Genomic DNA, 18,594 nt, shown 5'->3' on the forward strand with positions numbered 1-18,594 from the left:
GCGTATCAGGCAAAAGCGGCATCAAGTCATTGGCTTGGCCGGTGTAATGCCATCCTGGCTCGCCGCATTGTCAGAATGCCAAAGCTGGCACACACTTGAGGCTATGATCACGTGAGATGCGCATGGAGGGCGACGCCTTGAACGACGATCACACCACGGCACTGCTCAGCGCCCTGGAGCAGCGCGCCGAGCATGGCCTGGCTGCACTGCGCGAGGCGCACACCACCATTGCCGATCTCGAGCGACGCCTCGCCGAGCTCGAGGCCGACAACCAGCGCCTGCAGCAGGAAGTCGAGGCCCGTGAGTCGGCGTCCAGTCCGCGTAGCCAGGGCCTGGCCGCGCTGATGTCGCGCCGCCCGCGCTTCGCCGCCAGGCATCATGATTCCTCTACAGACGATACCGCGAAGCAGACTCAGGAGCAGGCTAAGCCTAGTACGCCTACGGCGGCGGCTCCAGCGCCGGCAGTGGCGCCTGAGCCCGTCGAATCTACCGCTGAGAGCACGCCAGCAGCAGAGACCCCGGACGAGCCTCAGAGCCGCCTGCCCATCGGCGAGGCGCCGTCGCCTCAGGCGCTGCTCGATGAGTGGTACCAGCGCTACCCGCAGACCTTCTTCAAGGGCCATACCCGCCCGCTCAAGGTCGGGATCCACGAGGATCTGGTGGTGCGCGAGCCCTGGCCCGACAAGTTGATACGCCGAGCGCTGGCCTGCTATGTGCACCTGCCGCGCTATTTAAAGGCGGTGCGCGCCGGCGCCGAGCGAGTCGACCTCGACGGCAGCAATGCCGGTGAGGTGAGCGACGGTGAAGCGCGCTACGCCCGCCGCCAGCTCGATGAGCTGCGCGCCCAGAACCGCACCCGCAAGGCACAAAAGGCCGAGCGCCAGGCCCAGCGCGAGAAGGATGCGCGCCTCGAGCAGAAGCTCGGCCAGCTGCTGTCCAAGCATGAGCAGCGCTGAGATCCTCCCACTTGATCCATGACAAGCCGTTGATGCCCTGCCTCCAGGTGGGGCTTGCATGTCGCAATAGACCCGGCCAAGATAGCCAACGCTGGCCGTGACTAGTCGCCGTGAGGCGTTGGCGGCCCGGCGTCACGGGCTTCAAGGTGGTGGCGTGACGCTAGCGCAGGGCAAAAGTTCCATGGATTCCGTGCATCGAGATTGGAAACAGTGTTTTTTCTTGTTGCGTTCTCGGAAATCCCGGTATAAGGTTCTTCCTGCGAGCATTGGAATATAACAAGGCTTCGCTCAGGTGGCAGCCCCGGCCATCTTGCCTCGGCAGATTGGCCAGGCGCACCGGGAAAGCCGACTGCATATGCAGAAACGATCGAAACAGTAAGCTAGTTAAGGACATATCGCGATGAAAAAGACACTGTTAGCGACTGCTATCGCCGGCGCCCTGGGCGTCTCCGCTGCTGCCCAGGCAGCTACCGTTTACAGCCAAGACGGCACCGAAGTTGACGTCTATGGTCGTATTGCTTACGGCATCACCACTGGTGGTACCGATGGTGTAGTAAGTGCCGAACAAGCTGAAGTCGCTGGTACTGAAGGCGAAGTGCTGAAGGAAAGCGGTTCACAGTTCAACAACATTGGTTCTCGTCTGGGTTTCCGTGCGCGTCATGAAATCGACTCCGACCTGTCCGTGTTTGCCAACATGGAGTTCCGCTTTAACGCTGCTCAACAGAACGATTCAGCTTTTGACAGCGTTCGTTCTTCCTTCGTCGGTATCAACAGCAACCAGTTTGGTCGCTTGACTGTTGGTAACTTTAACAGCATTTACTACCAAGCTGTTGGTTCAATTTTCGACGTCCCGGAAAATCAGGGCTGGATCGACCCGCAGGGCACTTCCAACAGCTCCTGGGGTAACAGCGTTGCCTACTCTACTCCGGTGCTGGAAGGCTTCCAGGCACACCTGCAGGCCAAGCACTACTCAGGTAACAACATCGCTGCTGGCGTTGACGGCGTAGACGCTTCCTCAACCACCAGTTCGCAGGTCGCTGCCTCCTACACTTGGCAGGATCTCTACCTGGCAGTGGCTTATGACCAAAACCGTGATTTCGGCGTGCGCGGTGAAGATGCTACCGACGGCCTGTATGGCAACAACGTAGGCGAAGGCGCTAACAACGGCGAAGCTGTGTGGGGCGCTGCTGCGACCTACCAGTTCACGCCCGAGTTCTCTGGCCGTCTCGGCTATCAGCGTCAAGGCTCCGATGATGATCAAGGCATCGAGAGCTACGACATCTTTGCTGTAGGCGCCACGTTCGACTACGGCTTGGGTGAGGTCTACGGTCAGTATGCGCGCACCAGCTTTGGTGGTGAAGCCGGATCTGACATGGACTCTCGCAATCAGTGGATGCTTGGCGCCAACTATCGCTTCAGCCAGCCGATGTACGTCTTTGCCGAAGTATTTGATAACGACTTCGACCGCGACCAAGCTGTTAGCGAAATCAATGACGATCTGCTGTACACCGTGGGCGTTCGCTACGACTTCTAAGTCTAGCTTGACCCCTCGAGCCGCTTAGTGGCTCGCCAGAAGCCGGCCCCTTATGGGTCGGCTTTTTAGTGGGCGTCGTTTAGGTGCTCGCACTCGCCCCGCCCTTATTTCTCCCATCGCGCATATAGCGTTGAAACCCGCCGCTCGGCGCATCTCGCCTTTCTCCTGCCCGCTGCTATGCTGAGTTCAGCTCGTTGAACCGTCATTCAATCGTCATGCCCCGGTCATCGAGTCGAGCAGACAATCACAGCAACAATCACTGCGTTCAGGAGTACTCACCATGTCGATGTCACGGCGTCGTTTTCTGCAGGGAACGGCTGCGGCCGGGGCGGTGGCCGCTGCGCCATCCTTCTATATCAACAAGGCGCTGGCCCAGGGCGAGCCGCTGCGCATCTATGCCTGGGCCGGCTACTTCAGCGACGCGATGCTCGCCGACTTCACCGACAAGACCGGCATCCGCGCCACCTTCACCCCCTATGGCACCAACGACGAGCTGATGAACTCGCTGCGCGCCACCGACGGCTCGGGCTTCGATGTGATCATGCCCACCGTGGACCGGGTGCCGGGCTATCTCGACTACGACCTGATCCAGCCGCTGGACGAGTCGCGCATCAACTGGGACGGCGCGCTGCAAAGCGCCATCGAGGGCTCCGAGGTGGGCGGCGTGGTCGACGGCCGGCGCTACTTCGCGCCCAGTGATTGGGGCACCGAGGCGATCACCTACCACCGTCGCTTCGTCGATATCGACCGCGAGACCCTCAGTTACGCCGACCTGTGGAACCCCGACCACGGCCAGGGCGTGACCGTGCGCGGCCACTCGGCGCTGGTCGGCATCGGCCTGTGGCTGGAGCGCGAGGGGCGGCTGCCATATCCGTTGCTGGACTCTTACCGCAGCGAGGAGGCGATGCGCGCCAACTTCGACGTGATCGTCGAGGAGGCGGTCAAGCACAAGAACCTGCTGGTGCAGTTCTGGGACACCGAGAACGAGGCCCAAGCGGCGTTTCGTACCAACGGCGCGATCATCGGCCAGACCTGGGACAGCACCGCCTTCCGCCTCAAGCAGGAGGGCGAGGACATCGCCTACGCCGCCCCCCGTGAAGGTGCGTTGGCGTGGATGGAGGGCTTCGTGATTCCCAAGAACGCTCAGAATCCCGACGCCGTCTACGAGCTGATCAACTGGTACTACACCCCTGAGGCCGGCGCCATGTTCGTTGAGGCAACCGGCTACAACTCCACCTCGGTGGGGGCTGCGGATCTGCTGCCGGAGGAGACCCGCCAGTTCTTCCGCGACTCCTACACCGATGCCGACCTCGAGAACCTGTGGTGGTGGCCGATCCAGGAACCGTGGTACGTGACCCTGCGCAATGAGTATCAGGATCGCTATCTTTCTGCATGATTGGATATGGCGCTAAGGCAAGTGTGGGAGAGACTTCAGTCTCGATGGGGTTGGGGGGATCAGCCCGGCAGCGCTACGCGCTGCAATCGCGAATGAATTTGCTCCCACACTGGGTATGGCGCCAAGGCAAATGTAGGAGCGACTTCAGTCGCGATGCTGTTGGCCCTGCAGCGCTTCGCGCCGCAATCGCGAATAAATTCGCTCCCACACTGGGTATGGCGCCCCTGGCAAAAGTGGGAGAGACTTCAGTCTCGATGGGGTTGGGGGATCAGCCCGGCAGCGCTACGCGCTGCAATCGCGAATAAATTCGCTCCCACATTAATCGCGAATGAATTCGCTCCCACACTGGGTATGGCGCCAAGGCAAATGTAGGAGCGACTTCAGTCGCGATGCTGTTGTTGGATGGGGCACCAGCATATGCTTTTACCTGTTTTGTTGAGGTCCCAATGGACGGTTCCGTTTCGCTCGACCAGGTAGTGATGCGCTTCGGCGACTTCACCGCCATCGAACGCTCTTCGCTGGAGATTCACTCCGGCGAGTTCTTCAGCTTTCTCGGCCCCTCGGGCTGCGGCAAGACCACGCTGCTTAACATGGTCAGCGGCTTTCTCACCCCCAGCGAAGGGCAGATCCTGATCGGCGGCGAGCCGATGGCCGGGGTGCCGGTCAACCGCCGGCCCACGGCGATGATCTTCCAGAATCTGGCGCTGTTCCCGTTGATGAGCGTGTACGAGAACATCGAGTTCGGCCTCGAGGTGCGCGGCGTCAACAAGCGGGCGCGACGCGAGGTCTCCGAACGCCTTCTTAGCCTGGTGGCACTGGAGGGCAGCGGCGACAAGCAGGTCGCCGAACTCTCCGGTGGCCAGAAGCAGCGCATCGCCATTGCCCGGGCGCTGGCGGTGGAGCCGCGGGTGCTGCTGCTCGACGAGCCGCTCTCGGCGCTGGATCTCAAGCTGCGCCAGCACATGCGCGCCGAGCTCAAGGCGATCCAGCGCAAGACCGGCATCACCTTCATTTATATCACCCACGACCAGGGCGAGGCGCTGACCATGTCCGACCGGGTGGCGGTAATGTCGTCTGGGCGCATCCAGCAGGTCGCCGACCCCATGACGCTCTACCGTACTCCCCAGACCGGTTTCGTGGCGGCCTTCGTTGGCGAGAACAACCGCCTCGAGGTCACCGTTGCTGAGCGCGACGGCGAGCGCCTGACCCTCGATGCCGGCCGGCTGGGGCGGCTGCAGGGCAGTGCGGTGCCCGGCGCCAGCGACGGCTTGAAGGCAGGCGATAGCGCCGCGCTGTTCATACGCCCCGAGCAGCTGAGGCTGCTGGGGCAGGGCAGCAGTGGACCGGCGCTGGAGGCCGAGGTCGAGGCGGTGCATTTCGAGGGCGCCTGGCTGATGCTCGAGACCCGGCTCGTGGCCAGCGCCGAGCGGCTGCGGCTGCAACTAAGCGGTGAACAGGCGCGCGGTGCCGCCGGCCGCCTCACCCAAGGCGAACGGGTGCGCCTGGGCTATGACCCGGCGGAGGCGGTGGTGCTGCCCAACGACGGCAGCCCGGTGGTCGACGAGGAGACCGGTGAGGTCAAGGAGGCGGCCAATGTTCCGGCAGCTTAGCGCGCGCTTCGGCTCGCCGGTGGCGATGGCCATCGTCACTCTGCTGGGCATGTGGCTGATCATGATGGTGACGCTGCCGCAGCTGCAGATGATCGAGTACTCGCTGCGGCCCAACCTGCTGCCGGCCCAGATCGGCGGGCCGGATGATCGTCTGACCGTGGCCAACTACGTGACGCTGTTCAACAACGATATCCACCGTGCGATCTTCCTCAAGACGATCTGGTCGAGCGTGCTGGTTACCCTGCTGACGCTGGCGGTGAGCTATCCGCTGGCCTGGTACCTGGCCAAGGTGGCCACCCCGCGCCAGGCAGCGCTATGCATCCTGCTGTTGATCGTGCCGTTCTGGATCAACGAGATCCTGCGCACCTATTCATGGTTCATCCTGCTGGCGTTTCGCGGCCCGCTCAACGAAGTGCTGCTGGCACTGGGGCTGATCGAGCGCCCGATCCGCTTCCTCAGCGGCGACGCCGGCGTCATGGTAGGCATGGTCTACGCCTATATCCTGTTCATGGTATTTCCGCTCTACAACGCCATCGAGAGCCTCGATGGCAACCAGGTGCGGGCGGCCCGCGATCTCGGCGCCGGCACCCTGCGTACCCATCGGCGCATCGTGATCCCCCACGCCAAGCCGGGTATCGCCACCGGCTGCATCATGGTGTTCATGCTCGCCGCCGGCAGCTACGCGGTGCCGGCGCTGCTCGGCTCGCCGGGCAGCCGCTGGTTCACCCAGATCATCTATAACTGGTTCTTCGAGGGTGGCAACTGGAACCAGGGCGCCGCCTACGCCTTCCTGCTGCTGGTGCTGTGCATCGGCTTCATGTCCCTTGTCATGAAACTCTTCAAGGTGGGGCTGGGGGATATCGCCAAATGACCTCGCAGCGGCTGCTGGCCTTCGGCCTCAAGTTCTATATCGTGGTGTTCTTCGCCTACCTGTTCCTGCCGCTGATCATCATGTCGCTGGCGACCTTCAACGACAGCCGCTTTCCCACCGTGACGCCCTGGGGCGGCACCACGCTGCGCTGGTTCGGCGAGCTGTGGCACGACGGCGGCATGTGGCATGCACTCTCCAATAGCCTGATGGTGGCGGCGGGGGTGCTGGTGCTGGCGGTGCCGATCGGCATCTCTAGTGCGCTGTTCCTGAACACGGTGTCGAGTCGCGCCAAGCCGTTCATCTACGCGCTGATACTCTCGCCGCTGCTCACGCCGGGGGTGATCATCGGTATCTCGACGCTGATCTTCTGGCGCCAGTTTGGCGTCAGCGGCGGCATCTTTCTTACCGTGCTGGGGCAGACCACCTTCATCGCCGCCTACGTGATGCTGATGGTAATGGCGCGCCTGCAGCGCTTCGATCGCACCATGGAGCGTGCGGCGCTGGACCTGGGCGCCAGCCAGTGGCAGATGTTCCGGCGCATCCTGCTGCCGTATCTCAAGCCGGCGATCCTGTCGGCGGCGGTGATCGCCTTTCTGCAGTCGTTCGAGAACTACAACACCACCCTATTCGTGGCCGGTTACGACACCACCCTGACGGTGTATATCGCCTCCCAGGTCCGCACCGGACTGACCCCCGCGGTCAACGCACTGGGGCTGATCCTGATCCTGATCACGGTGGTGCTGGCCGTGGTCTACGAGCTCAAGCGGCGACGCGAGGTGGCGGCCATGGCCAGGCTCAAGGGGGGATAGCGAGGCGCAGGGGCTAGCGCCGTGGGTTATACCAGGCGCTGAGCTCGTCGGCCGCCATCGGCTTGGCAAGATGGTTGCCCTGGGCCAGGTGAATGCCCTGGTGGCGGACGGCGCTGGCGCTTTCCTCGTTCTCTACGCCCACCGCAATGCACTCGACGCCGAGCGTCTCGAGCAGCCGCTGGATACCACCCAGCAGTGCCTGGCTGCGCGGGTCCTGGGCGATGCCCTTGATCAGCACGCCGTTGACCTTGGCCTGGCGGATCGGCAAGCGTGACAGATAGGCGAAGTTGACATGGCCATCGCCGAGTTCGTCGAGGGCCAGGCTCACCCCCAGGCGCTGCAGGCGTCGGAACAGGTGCTGGGTGCTCTCGGGTTCATCGGCGAGGCTGTCGCAGGCGATCTCGAGGGTCAACCAGGAGGCGTCGCTGGTGTGCTGGCGCAGGAAATGATCCAGCGGCAGGCGGTCGGTGGCGTCGCCGCGCAGATGGTCGTCGACGATATTGACGGCGATCGGCAGCTCGGCCAGCGCCGAGCCGATATCCTGCCAGGCGCGCCGCTGGGCGATCACTTCGCCGATCACCCAGCGGTCGAGACGTACTGCCAGCCCCAGCTTGCGGGCCAGTAGGATGCAGTCGCGCGGCGAGGGTTGCCCCGGCTGCGTGCTGTGCCAGCGTAACAGTGCCTCCAGCCCGATCACCCGGCCGCTGACCAGATCGCACTGCGGCTGGTAGGCCAGATGAAAGGCGCTGTCCGGGTCGGCAACGGCCTCGCGCAGGGCCAGCTCGATGGCCAGCTGGCGCTGCAGCTGTTGGCTGAGAAGCGGGTCGACGAAAGCGTGGCCGCCGCCGCCGGCATGCTTGGCCGAGTACATGGCGCTGTCGGCGCTGCGCAGCAGCTCCTCGGCGCTGTCGCCATCGCGGGGGAAGAGGGCGATGCCGATGCTCGCCGATATCGGCAGGCGCCGGTCGCCGACCTTGAACGGCGCCTCGAGTGCTTCCTGCAATCGCAACGCCACCGTTTGGGCGCCGTCGACGCCGGCCTCATGCTGTAGCAGCACCAGAAACTCATCGCCGCCGAAGCGGGCCAGCACATCGTCGCTACGTAGCGCCTGGCTCAAGCGTCGTGCGACCTGCTTGAGCAGGGTGTCGCCGGCGCCGTGGCCCAGCGAGTCATTGATCGGCTTGAAACGGTCTAGGTCGATGAACAGCAGCGCGACCTCGTCGGCGTGGCGCTGGGCGTGATGCAGCGCACGCTGCAGATGGTCATCGAACAGCGAGCGATTGGCCAGGCCGGTGAGCGGGTCGTGGTTGGCCTTGAGCTGAAGATGACTCTGGGCGGCTTTCATCGTCGAGATGTCGACGAAAATACGCACATAGCCACACGGCTGGTGATGCTCGTCATAGAGGCTGTCGATGGTCAGCAGCTCGGGGTAGTGTTCGCCGTTGCGCCGCTGACACAGCACCTCGCCCTGCCAGTGGCCGGACTGGGCTAGCGCATGGCGCTGGTGGTGGTAGTCGTCGTCCTGCTCGGGATGGTGAAAAGCGTGTATGTCCCAGCCAATAACATCGTGCGGAGCATGGCCGGTGATCTTCTCGAAGGCGGGATTGGCCCACAGAATGCGCTGCTCTGGATCGGTGATAACGATGCCAGCATGACTGTGTTCAAAGGCCGCCAGTGACCACGCCGCAGGTGATGCGGCGTGTTCCGACACGTCGAGCGTCCTCGCAGCGAGGTGTAGGGGCGGCGAACTGCCTGAGCCATCGTCCTGCATATGACGTTGCACCTGTCGGTGTGTGGTGGTCCATCTAACTATTGTGGGTTGCGCTGGATGCGTCAATTACATGGATCAAGGATGGCAACAAAAATTCACTATCCCGTCACTCAGCGCTGAGCGTAACCCGCGCAATAGGGGCGTGTCGGTCCGTTGATCGCGGCTTTGCGAGCGCTGACTGAGCGAAGCGTCATGATAGACTCGCGGTTAATGATAAGACTGATTTCCAAAACACTCCGTCGCAGGGTGCTTAACTCCTTGCACTCGCGCCTGGTCATAGGCACCAGTGTCGGCTGGCTGCTGCTGATCATGGCGATCATCCTGGTCGCGGTGCGCTCGGGCGACCAGCTGGCCGGACAAACCAATCGTGCTCACCTGGAGTACGAGGCAGAGTTGATCGCCCGGCATATCGAAGAGGCCGTCGAGGTGCGCACCGATGCCCTGCAGCGCCTGGCCGAGAGGGTGTCGCAGGCCCCTTATCAAGCTCCCGGAGTGGCTGAGACCCTGCTCCAGGAGAACGACGGGCTGATGGCGTTTTTCGATGCGCTGGTGGTGATTTCGGCCGACGGCGAAGTGCTGGCCGATAGGCCGGCGTTGCCCGGCCGCCGAGGGCTGGACGTTACCGAGCGCGAGTATTTTCGCCATATCCAGCACGTGCGCAGACCCTATGTTTCCGAACCCTTTACCGGTGCGGCAAGCGACCTGCCACTGGTGATGATCGGGGTGCCGATACTCGATGAAGGCCGCTTCCTGGGTATGGTTGGCGGTGTGGTGAGCGTTGAGGATGGCAGTTTCTTTGCCGGCCTGCGGCGCATTCGCATCGGCCATTCAGGCTTTGCGGCCCTGGCCACGGCGTCGGGGCTGGTATTGTCGCACCCCAATCAGGAGCTGATCATGCAGCCGGTACCGAGTGCCGCGACGCATCCCGAGCTCGATCTGGCGTTATCCGGCTGGCAGGGGGCGGCGGAAGGGCGACTGCTCGACGGTACGCGAGCGCTACATGCGTATCGCCAGGTGTGGTCGGCCAACTGGGTAGTGGGCGTCTACCTGCCGCGTACGCAGATGATGGGGCCGGTGGAGGCGTTTCTGCGCCAGCAGCAGTGGGTGGGGGTGATTACCGTGCTGTTGATGCTGCCGCTGCTGTGGTTGGGGCTCAAGCTGCTGCTGCGACCGCTGCACCGCCTGGAGCGGCAGATTGCACGGGTGGCCCAAGGCACGGCCAGGCGCGTCGATCTACGCACCGGGATGCGCGAACTGCAGCAGGTAGCGGATACCTTCAACAGTCTCGAACGCCAGCGCGAGCAGGCCAAGTCGATGCTCCAGGACCGCCAGGCGTTTCTCGATGCAGTGCTCGATTCATCGCCCACTGGGCTGTTCATCTGCAATCTCGGTGGGCAAATTGTCTACATGAATCCGGCGCTCAAGGCACTCACCGGCCACGACCTGACGGTCTATCGTGACGGAGATATCTTCGACTACCTGCATGTGGATGAGCTTAACGACGTGCAGGATCTGTGGCGACATACCCTGGAGAGCGGGCGCCCCTTTAGCCGCCAGATGCGCTATCACGCGGCCAACGGCCAGACCCTGTGGCTGGAGGTCAAGGTGAGCCGGGTCGACGATGGCGAGGCTCCACTGGGCTATGTGGGTACCGTCAAGGACATCACCGACAGCCGCCAGCGCGAGGCGTTGCAACGCTGGGAGGCCGAGCATGACCCGCTGACGGGGCTGCTCAACCGGCGCGGCTTCGAGCGCCGGCTCGAGGATGCCCTGGCGGACTGGAAGAAGGCCGGCACCCCATCGGCGCTGCTGATGTTCGACCTCGATCACTTCAAGCCGATCAATGATCAGGGCGGACATGCCCTGGGGGATGAGATGCTGCGGCGGATAGCTCAGGTACTGGCCTGGGAGGTGCGCAACAGCGACCACGTGGCGCGCCAGGGGGGCGACGAGTTTGCCGTGCTGTTACCGAGCTGCAGTCTCAAGCAGGCGCAGCGCCTGGCAGAGCAACTGCGCCAGGCGATCAGCGAGATCTACGTCGAGCACGAAGACAGCACCTACCACGTTACGATGAGCATGGGCCTGACCGCTTTTATCGAGAGCGACGAGGACATCGAGACGGTGCTGGCGCGAGCCGATGAGGCAAGCTATCGCGCCAAGGCTGCTGGGCGAAATCGAATCGTCGATGCTGTCGAGCGATCAGGCTGATCATTAACGTATCCTTATATTTCAAACCGATACCTAAAGTTACCTTTTGGCGGGCCGATATCCTTATTGCCGAACACAAAGGTTATACTTCGCTTATTAGATGTATAGCTTTTGGATAGTTGATGCGCTGCGCCGCCGAAGGGGGCTGGCGCCTTGAAAGGGGAATCGCCAATGTCTCGTCATCAGGTCGGTGCTGGACCGAGTACTCTCGGTCATCACCGCAGTGGGGTCGATCGCTTAATGTGGGTGCCTGCGCTGGCGCACTGGCTGTTGTGCGCTGGGGTTGGGATGCTGACCGGCAGCCTGGCGCTGGTGGTGACCTTTGCCATGGTCTGCATGCTGCCGGTGGCGCTGCTGCACCGAGTGCGGCCCGGTACCCTTACCAGCGGAATTGGCACGGCGGCGATGTTCATGGGGCTTTCTGCGCTGCTGATCGAACAGAGTGGCGGTCTTGTCGAGGCCCACTTCAGCATCTTCATCATGCTCTCGGTACTGATCCTATATAGCGACTGGCGAGTCATTGTTGCTGGCGCGGGCATTATTGCCCTTCACCATGCCGGGTTGACTTATCTGCAGCATCACGGGATTGCGGTGCTCTACCTCGGCATCGGCACTGGCCATGAGCATGCCGGCGGCGAGCTGCTGTCGTACCTGGCCATGCATGGGGGGGCGGTGGTCGCGCAGGCGGTGGTGCTTGGCTATCTTGCCCATGTGCTGCGACACATGTTGGAGGATGGGGCGCTGATTGCCGGGTTTGCCCAGCGTGCCCAGCGGGGCTATCTCGACCAGACCTTCTCGCCCTCGCAGCAGCGACGTCCGGCGATCCATGCGGTGGCGGCCATGCAGGCGCGCTTTATTGCCACCCTGGGCGAGGCTCAGCACACCAGTGCCAGCGTCGAAGCCTTGAGTGAGTCACTGTTCGACGCCCAGGCCGCGTTGCAGGATCAGGCCCGTGCCAACGAGGTGCAGGTAGAGCGGATTGCGTCCAGTGCCGCCGAACTTTCGGCGTCTACACGCCAGGGAGCGGCCGAGGTCCAGGCCACACGGCAGTTGGCCGGTGAGACCTCTGCGTCTGTCGTCAACGGGCGTGATCAGATCGGCGTGCTGGAGTCGGCAATTGCTGAGATCGACAGCGCGGCCAGGGGAATTGCCGCGCTGCTGGCAGATATCGACGACATCACCTTCCAGACCAATCTGCTGGCGCTGAATGCATCGGTCGAGGCGGCTCGTGCCGGGCAGGAGGGACGTGGTTTTGCCGTGGTGGCAAGCGAGGTGCGTAAACTCTCCCAACGCACCGATGCCACGGCGAGCGAGATTCGAGCGCGAGTCGAGGCGGCACAGAGCAGCGTCGCCCAGGGGCGTAGCGCAGCTGACTCCGCCAGCGAGGTGATAGACGGGGTAGTGGCATCTTTCCAGACTGTCGTGTCGCGCATGGGCGAGCTGGATGTCGGTATTCAGCAGCAGCGCGAAGGAATAGACGAGCTAGACAGCAGCATTCATGCCATTCAGCGTGCCTTGGCGGCGAGCAACTCGGCGATGGCGCGCTGCCAAGGGCTGGGAGAGCAGCAGCAGCAATCGGCTCAGCGACTACACAAGGCCATCGGGCAGTTCAGGCTGGCGCCCCCTTCAGGATTCGAACCTGAGACCTATCCCTTAGGAGGGGATTGCTCTATCCAGCTGAGCTAAGGGGGCATGGAGGCAGCATTATAAGCCTCTGATGCGCCGAGATAAACCCTTGTGCTCAGTGCTTAAGCAGGAAGCCATGCGGTGGGCCGTCGGCGAGGTAGCGTGCGAACAGCGCTGCCTCTGCCATCGGTTTGCCGATATGGAAGCCCTGGCCCAGGTCGCAGCCCATGGCGGTCAGCGTCTCGAGCTGAGTCTGCGTCTCGATGCCTTCGGCGAGCACGCGGCGCTGCATGGCGTGGCCCATGTGGATGATGCCGCTGATGAACTGCTGGCGGTCCTGGCGGACCTCGACGTGGCGCGTGGCCATGCGGTCGATCTTGATGGTGTTGAGTGGTAGCTGGCTGGCGTAGGTGATCGAGGAAATGCCGGTGCCGAAGTCGTCCAGCGCAATCTTGGCGCCGAGCCCGCGGGCTTCCTGCAGCAGGTTGCTGGCCAGCTCCATATCGTGGAACTGAGTGGACTCGAGCACCTCCGCAACCAGGAAGGGATCGTCGAGGGCGTATTTGGCGCGGGCCGTGGACAGCGCCTCGATAAAGGCGCCGGTTTCGATCTGATCCTGAGACAGGTTGACGGCAATCATTACCCGGTGCCCGGCATTACGAAAGTGCCGCGCTACGCGACCGGCTTGATCGATCAGCCAGCGGCCGAACGGCAGGCTCAGCGACGACTGGGTGATCACATCGATGAAATGCTCGGGGCCAAGCACGCCCTTGATGGGGTGGTGCCAGCGCGCAAGTGCCTCGAAGCCGACCACCTCGTGGCTTCGCAAGTCGAGGATCGGCTGGAAGTGGAGCACGATTTCACCGCTCTCGAACGCCGCTTTGACCCGTGAATATGCATCCTGAGTGGCGCCCTGGCTGCCGACGTTAGCGGCGAAGGCAATGCGGTTCTTGCCCAACTGCTTGGCGTCGTACATGGCAGCGTCGGCAGCGTCGAGCAGGGCACTGCAACTCAACTGATGGTCAGAGGTGAAAGCGATACCGATCGAGGCCGAGATCTCGACCCGCTGGCCGTTGTCGAGTTCGAAGGTCTGGGTGAGGTCGGCGAGCACCTTCTCGGCGACCTTGCCGGCCTTGGACTGGGTGCCAAGCCCGCCCAGCGCGATCACGAACTCGTCGCCGCCGAAGCGGGCAGTAAGGTCATTGGCACGCATCAGACGCTTCAGCCGCCGGCTGATTTCTACCAGTAGTTCGTCACCGCTGGCGTGACCGTAGGTGTCATTGATCGGCTTGAAGTCGTCGAGGTCGAGAAACAGCACCGCAAGTCCGCTCTGGGTGAACTCCAGACTGGCCAGCTGGCGCTCGAGCAGCGTATTGAAGTGCTCGCGATTGAACAGACCGGTGAGCGGGTCGTAGCTGGCCATGCGCTCGAGGCGGGCCTGATTGAGCCGGCGCTGAGTGATGTCGCGAAACACCCCGATATAGTTGACGATCTCGCCGCTCTCGTCACGAATCGCCGAAATCGTGGTGTTCTCGATCAGCTGACTGCCATCCTTGCGGGTATTCCAGATATCGCCGGTCCAGAAACCGCGCTCTTCGACGGCGGCGAACATGCTCTGATAAAAGCCGGAGTCGTGCTTGCCCGACGACAGCAAGTTGGGCTTCTTGCCCAGTACCTCATCCTGGCGGTAGCCGGTCAGCTCGCTGAACGCCGGGTTGGTATCGATGATGCGCTTGTCGGCGTCGGTGACCAGGATGCCGTCGTGGGTGTTGCGAAACACCGCATCGGCAAGCTTCATGCGCTGTTGTGAATGCTCGCGCTCGGTGACGTCACGCTGGATACCAATCAGGTAGCGGCGCCCGCCCTGGCTGAACAGCGGCGCCAGGCTGAGCTCGTTCCAGAACGGGGTGCCGTCCTTGCGATGATTCTCGATGGTCACCGTCGTCGGCCGACTCTCGTCCAGAGCGCGGCGGATTGCGGCAAGCGCCTCGGGGTCGGTGCTATGGCTCTGGAGCATGCGGCATGAGCGGCCGATCACCTCATCATAGGCGTAACCGGTGAGCCGTTCGAACTCACGGTTGACGAACAGCAGCGGGCAATCGCTCCGTTCGCCGTCGGCAATGGAGATGGCCAGTCCCGGGATATCGAGCAGGCTGGCAAGAGAGGCAGGCAAGGCGGCAAGATGGCCCAAGAGTATGTCCTGATCCGAGCGTATGTAGTTTATGTGGTTTATGTAATTATCGTTGATACTAATGTAAGTGTTATGTTCACAAACCGGCCATGGTAAAACATTGCGACCGGCGGATGAAGGATTTGCCGACGCCGACATGATACAGGTCATGTTGTGTGCTCATACTGAAGTGGGAGGGGTCATGCAGCTGGATGAGTATCGTCGCCAGGATGCCACTGGGTTGAGCGAGCTGATTCGCTGCGGTGAGGTGAGTCGCGAGGAGGTCTTGGCGGCCGCCTGCGGTCTGATCGAAGCCGCCAACCCCAGCCTTGGCGCGGTGGTGCGTACGCGCTTCGACAGGGCGCGCGAGGAACTTGCTCGGGTATCCAGCAATGCCCCGTTCGCCGGGGTGCCGCTGCTGACCAAGGACCTGCTGATGGCGATCCAGGGCGAGCCGATGGCCTGCGGCTGCGCCGCGCTGCGCGACTGGCGCGCCGCCGAGGACTCGACCCTGGTCAGCCGATTGCGCCAGGCGGGCTTTGCCATTCTCGGCCAGACCGCGACCCCGGAGCTGGGGCTGATGGCGATTACCGAGCCCAAGGCCTTCCCGCATCCGCGCAACCCCTGGGACGCGACCCGCTCGCCGGGCGGCTCCAGCGGCGGGGCCGCCGCCGCAGTGGCCGCCGGGCTGGTGCCGCTGGCCATGGCCGGCGACGGCGGCGGCTCGATCCGGATTCCAGCCAGCTACTGTGGCCTGTTCGGTTTCAAGCCGTCGCGCGGGCGAGTACCGCTGGGGCCGATGTATGCCGAGGTGTGGGAGGGCGCGGTGGTCGAGCATGCGCTGACCCGCAGCGTTCGCGACAGCGCCGCACTGCTCGACCACATCAACGGCATGGACAGTGGCGCGCCAATGCCGCTGGCGCAGGAGTCGGGCTTTCTCGAGGCTATCCAGCGCCCGCCCTCACGCCTGCGCATCGCGGTGTCGCTGGGTGAGCCGCTTGGCCGCTCGCTGGGCAGCGTGCTCGATCCGCAGGCGAGGCAAGCCATCGAGGCAACCGCCAAGCGCCTCGAAGCGCTCGGCCACCACGTCGAGTGGAGCGACCCGCCGGTGGACGGCGAGGCCCTGGCCGACAGCTACCTGACGCTCTATCTCGGCCATTTGTCGGCGGATCTGGCCTGGATCGCGGAGCAGACCGGCGTGGCGGTGGGCAAGCTCGACATCGAGCCGTCGACCCGCGCCATCGGCCGCCTGGGGCGTCAGCTAAAGGCCCGTGACTATGTGCTCGGTAAGCGCCACTGGAATCGGGTGGCGCGGGACATGGGCGCCTTTCATCAGCGCTTCGACATGCTGCTGATGCCGGTAGCCGCGGGGGCGGCACCGCGCCTTGGCGAACTCTATCCGCCCCCGGCTCGCGAGCGGCTGATGTCGCTGCTGGCGCTGCCGGGCGTGCCCCAGTTGGCGCTACAGCTGGGTTTGCTCAAGCGCCTCGCCAGCGACGCCCTGCGCCATACCCCCTATACCCAACTGGCCAACCTCACCGGCCAGCCGGCGATGTCGCTGCCGCTGCACGTGACGCCGGATGGCCTGCCGATGGGCGTGCAGATGCTGGGTGCCATGGGCGACGATCGCCGCCTGCTGCAGCTGGCGGCTCAGTTGGAGACCGAGACGGGCTGGGGGGAGCGTCTTCCGCGCCCGTGGACGGATGAACAAATGCCGCTGGCCCGCTAGAATGCGTCCTCCATACCTCCGCCAGGACCTGTGATGGCCTCTCGACCCAGCGGCGCCTCGCCTGCGCCGCTCTCATCCCACGGCGACCGCTACTTCGACGGCCTGGCCGAGAAGTTCGCTGCCAGCCTCTACGGTCACCCGCGGGGTGAGCTGCGCCTGGTGCTGCTCGACCATCTACTGCCTGAGCTGCTCGATCTGCATCAGCAGCCGGTGCTGGATGTCGGCGCCGGGCTCGGCCAGATGGGGCTGTGGTTCGCGCGCCGCGGTCACCCCGTGACGCTGTGTGAGCCCGCCGCCGAGATGCTCGATGAGGCGCGCCAGGTGCTGGCTGACGACGCCCTGGCTCGTACGCCGCGCTTCTTGCCGCTGCCGCTGCAGGCGCTGCCCGAGCAGGCCTCCGGCCCCTGGTCGCTGATCGTCTGCCATGCGGTGCTCGAATGGATGGGCGATCCGCGCCGGGCGCTGCATACGCTTAGCGGGCTGCTGGCGCCCGGGGGCCAGTTGAGCCTGATGGTGTTCAATCGCGACGCGCTTCGGCTGTCGAACATCGTCAAGGGCAACCTCGACAAGGCCCTGGCTGATCGCCTGGCGGGCACTGGCCAGCGGCAACGGCTGACACCGATCTCGCCCATCGCCCACGCCGATGTGGTCGCCTGGGCCGAGGAGTGCGGCCTCGGCGTCGAAGGGGTAGCCGGCATTCGTGTCTTCCACGACTACCTGCTCCAGCGCAATCCCGACCCCGAGACGCTGGCCAAGCTCACCGCCCTGGAGCTGCGCCACTGTCGCGACGACGCCTACTGGCGGCTGGGGCGTTATCTGCTCTATACCCTGCGCAAGCCCGAGGAGCCTGTGCTATGACCGCCGAGACCCCTGTTTGCCAGCTGCTGGCGCGCCAGGATCACGACTACCGCGACTGGCTGTGGGTGGCGCCACCGCGAGATGCCTGGCTGGAGGGAGGCAGCGGCCAGCTGTTGAGTGGCGACCACGGCGTACTGGCCGCCTGGCAGGCGCGCGGTCGCCTGTCCTATGGCCCCTTCGAGGCCTGGGGGGAGCCGCCCGGGGCGGTGTTGTTCTGGCCCAAGAGCCATGCACTGGGTGAGTGGTGGCTGCTGGCACTGTGCCGGCAGCTGCCGACGGGTACGCCGCTGCAGGTGGTGGGGGAGAACAGCGGTGGCGTGAAACGGGCGCTCAAGGTACTTGCCGCCTTGGGACTGGGCTGCCGTAAGCGTGACAGCGCGCGGCGCTGCACCTTGTTCGAGACCCGCCTGGGCCCCGTCGCACTCGACCCTGAACTGGCTTGGCAGCGCTTCGAGGCGGCGGGACTCACCCTGGTCAGTCATCCCGGCGTGTTCGGTCATGGCAAGTTAGACGACGGCACTCGGTTGCTGCTCGAGGTCCTCGAACAGCAGCCGGCCTGGGCCGGTCGGCGAGTGCTCGATGTCGGCTGCGGCGACGGCGTCCTCAGCGCCTGGTTGGCGACACGCGGGGCGCAGGTCAGCGCGCTGGACATCAACGCCTTCGCAGTGGAAGCCACGCGACGCACCCTGGCCGCCAACGCAGTGACCGGTGAAGTGATCGGCAGCGACGTCTACGCCGCCTTGCCGGCCGAGGTGCGCTTCGATGCGATTGTCAGTAACCCGCCGTTTCACCAGGAGCGTGATATCGACTACGGACCCACGGCGCGACTGATCGACGAGGCGCCGGCGCGCCTCACGTCGGGCGGCAGCCTGATCCTGGTAGCCAACGCCTTCTTGCCTTATCCGGACCTGTTGGAGCGCGCCTTCGGTGGCTTCGAGGTCCTCGCCGATGATCGGCGCTTCCGGGTCTATCGCGCCATCAAGCGCTAGGGAACGCTCAGCGAAGGCGACTACCGCCCGAGTGGCATTCCTGGTCTACGCTGATCAGGAAACCCCG

Annotated in this window: 13 protein-coding genes, 1 tRNA gene and 1 pseudogene; 11 read left to right on the forward strand and 4 right to left on the reverse strand. The window is 63.9% G+C overall.

Going from position 1 to position 18,594, the window contains the following annotated elements:
* Positions 1-137: 137 nt before the first annotated feature.
* The 6 genes from BLT16_RS03275 (at position 138) to BLT16_RS03300 (ending at position 7,176) form a co-directional block, all read left to right on the forward strand.
* The gene (locus BLT16_RS03275) at positions 138-956 is read left to right on the forward strand and encodes a ProQ/FINO family protein (RefSeq protein WP_245701418.1); all 819 of its coding nucleotides are present in this window, start codon (positions 138-140) and stop codon (positions 954-956) included.
* A 400-nt stretch (positions 957-1,356) separates the two neighbouring features.
* Positions 1,357-2,490, forward strand: coding sequence for a porin (locus BLT16_RS03280; protein ID WP_089657097.1), 1,134 nt, complete (start codon positions 1,357-1,359; stop codon positions 2,488-2,490).
* A gap of 280 nt (positions 2,491-2,770) precedes the next feature.
* Positions 2,771-3,886, forward strand: a complete 1,116-nt coding sequence (locus BLT16_RS03285) for an extracellular solute-binding protein (RefSeq protein WP_089657098.1) — start codon at positions 2,771-2,773, stop codon at positions 3,884-3,886.
* 446 nt (positions 3,887-4,332) lie between these two features.
* Entirely contained in the window at positions 4,333-5,496 is a 1,164-nt protein-coding gene (locus BLT16_RS03290; protein WP_089657099.1) for an ABC transporter ATP-binding protein, read from the forward strand.
* The gene (locus BLT16_RS03295) at positions 5,480-6,367 is read left to right on the forward strand and encodes an ABC transporter permease (RefSeq protein ID WP_089657100.1); all 888 of its coding nucleotides are present in this window, start codon (positions 5,480-5,482) and stop codon (positions 6,365-6,367) included. The genes BLT16_RS03290 and BLT16_RS03295 overlap by 17 nt, the downstream gene beginning before the upstream one ends.
* Positions 6,364-7,176, forward strand: a complete 813-nt coding sequence (locus tag BLT16_RS03300) for an ABC transporter permease (RefSeq protein WP_089657101.1) — start codon at positions 6,364-6,366, stop codon at positions 7,174-7,176. Before BLT16_RS03295 ends, BLT16_RS03300 begins: the two co-directional genes overlap by 4 nt.
* A 13-nt stretch (positions 7,177-7,189) precedes the next feature.
* On the opposite strand, the gene BLT16_RS03305 is transcribed toward BLT16_RS03300, so the two are convergent.
* The gene (locus BLT16_RS03305; RefSeq protein WP_176817143.1) at positions 7,190-8,887 is read right to left on the reverse strand and encodes a putative bifunctional diguanylate cyclase/phosphodiesterase; all 1,698 of its coding nucleotides are present in this window, start codon (positions 8,885-8,887) and stop codon (positions 7,190-7,192) included.
* A 318-nt stretch (positions 8,888-9,205) separates the two neighbouring features.
* On the opposite strand from BLT16_RS03305, the gene BLT16_RS03310 reads away from it, so the two are divergent.
* Positions 9,206-11,155 carry a sensor domain-containing diguanylate cyclase gene (locus BLT16_RS03310; protein ID WP_340148238.1) on the forward strand — a complete coding sequence of 650 codons (1,950 nt, stop codon included), beginning with the start codon at positions 9,206-9,208 and terminating at the stop codon, positions 11,153-11,155.
* 498 nt (positions 11,156-11,653) lie between these two features.
* On the opposite strand, the gene BLT16_RS20970 is transcribed toward BLT16_RS03310, so the two are convergent.
* Entirely contained in the window at positions 11,654-11,983 is a 330-nt protein-coding gene (locus tag BLT16_RS20970; RefSeq protein ID WP_245701420.1) for a hypothetical protein, read from the reverse strand.
* Between the two features lie 12 nt (positions 11,984-11,995).
* Between BLT16_RS20970 and BLT16_RS21210 the strand changes: the two are divergent.
* Positions 11,996-12,607: pseudogene (locus BLT16_RS21210) on the forward strand (methyl-accepting chemotaxis protein); the annotation flags it as partial.
* 163 nt (positions 12,608-12,770) lie between these two features.
* Here BLT16_RS21210 and BLT16_RS03320 read toward each other — a convergent pair.
* Positions 12,771-12,847, reverse strand: a tRNA-Arg gene (locus BLT16_RS03320).
* 49 nt (positions 12,848-12,896) lie between these two features.
* Positions 12,897-14,972, reverse strand: a complete 2,076-nt coding sequence (locus BLT16_RS03325) for a putative bifunctional diguanylate cyclase/phosphodiesterase (protein ID WP_176817144.1) — start codon at positions 14,970-14,972, stop codon at positions 12,897-12,899.
* Between the two features lie 181 nt (positions 14,973-15,153).
* Here BLT16_RS03325 and BLT16_RS03330 point away from each other — a divergent pair, with 181 nt between their 5' ends.
* Genes BLT16_RS03330 through BLT16_RS03340 form a run of 3 tightly spaced genes read left to right on the forward strand, consistent with a single transcriptional unit; the run spans position 15,154 to position 18,527 of the window.
* Positions 15,154-16,680, forward strand: coding sequence for an amidase (locus tag BLT16_RS03330; protein WP_089657105.1), 1,527 nt, complete (start codon positions 15,154-15,156; stop codon positions 16,678-16,680).
* Positions 16,681-16,713: 33 nt separating this feature from the next.
* Positions 16,714-17,538 carry a methyltransferase domain-containing protein gene (locus BLT16_RS03335; protein ID WP_089657106.1) on the forward strand — a complete coding sequence of 275 codons (825 nt, stop codon included), beginning with the start codon at positions 16,714-16,716 and terminating at the stop codon, positions 17,536-17,538.
* Positions 17,535-18,527, forward strand: coding sequence for a methyltransferase (locus BLT16_RS03340; protein WP_089657107.1), 993 nt, complete (start codon positions 17,535-17,537; stop codon positions 18,525-18,527). Before BLT16_RS03335 ends, BLT16_RS03340 begins: the two co-directional genes overlap by 4 nt.
* Positions 18,528-18,594: the final 67 nt, after the last annotated feature.

This window comes from Franzmannia pantelleriensis (assembly GCF_900102875.1).
Classification (GTDB): Bacteria; Pseudomonadota; Gammaproteobacteria; order Pseudomonadales; family Halomonadaceae; genus Franzmannia; species Franzmannia pantelleriensis.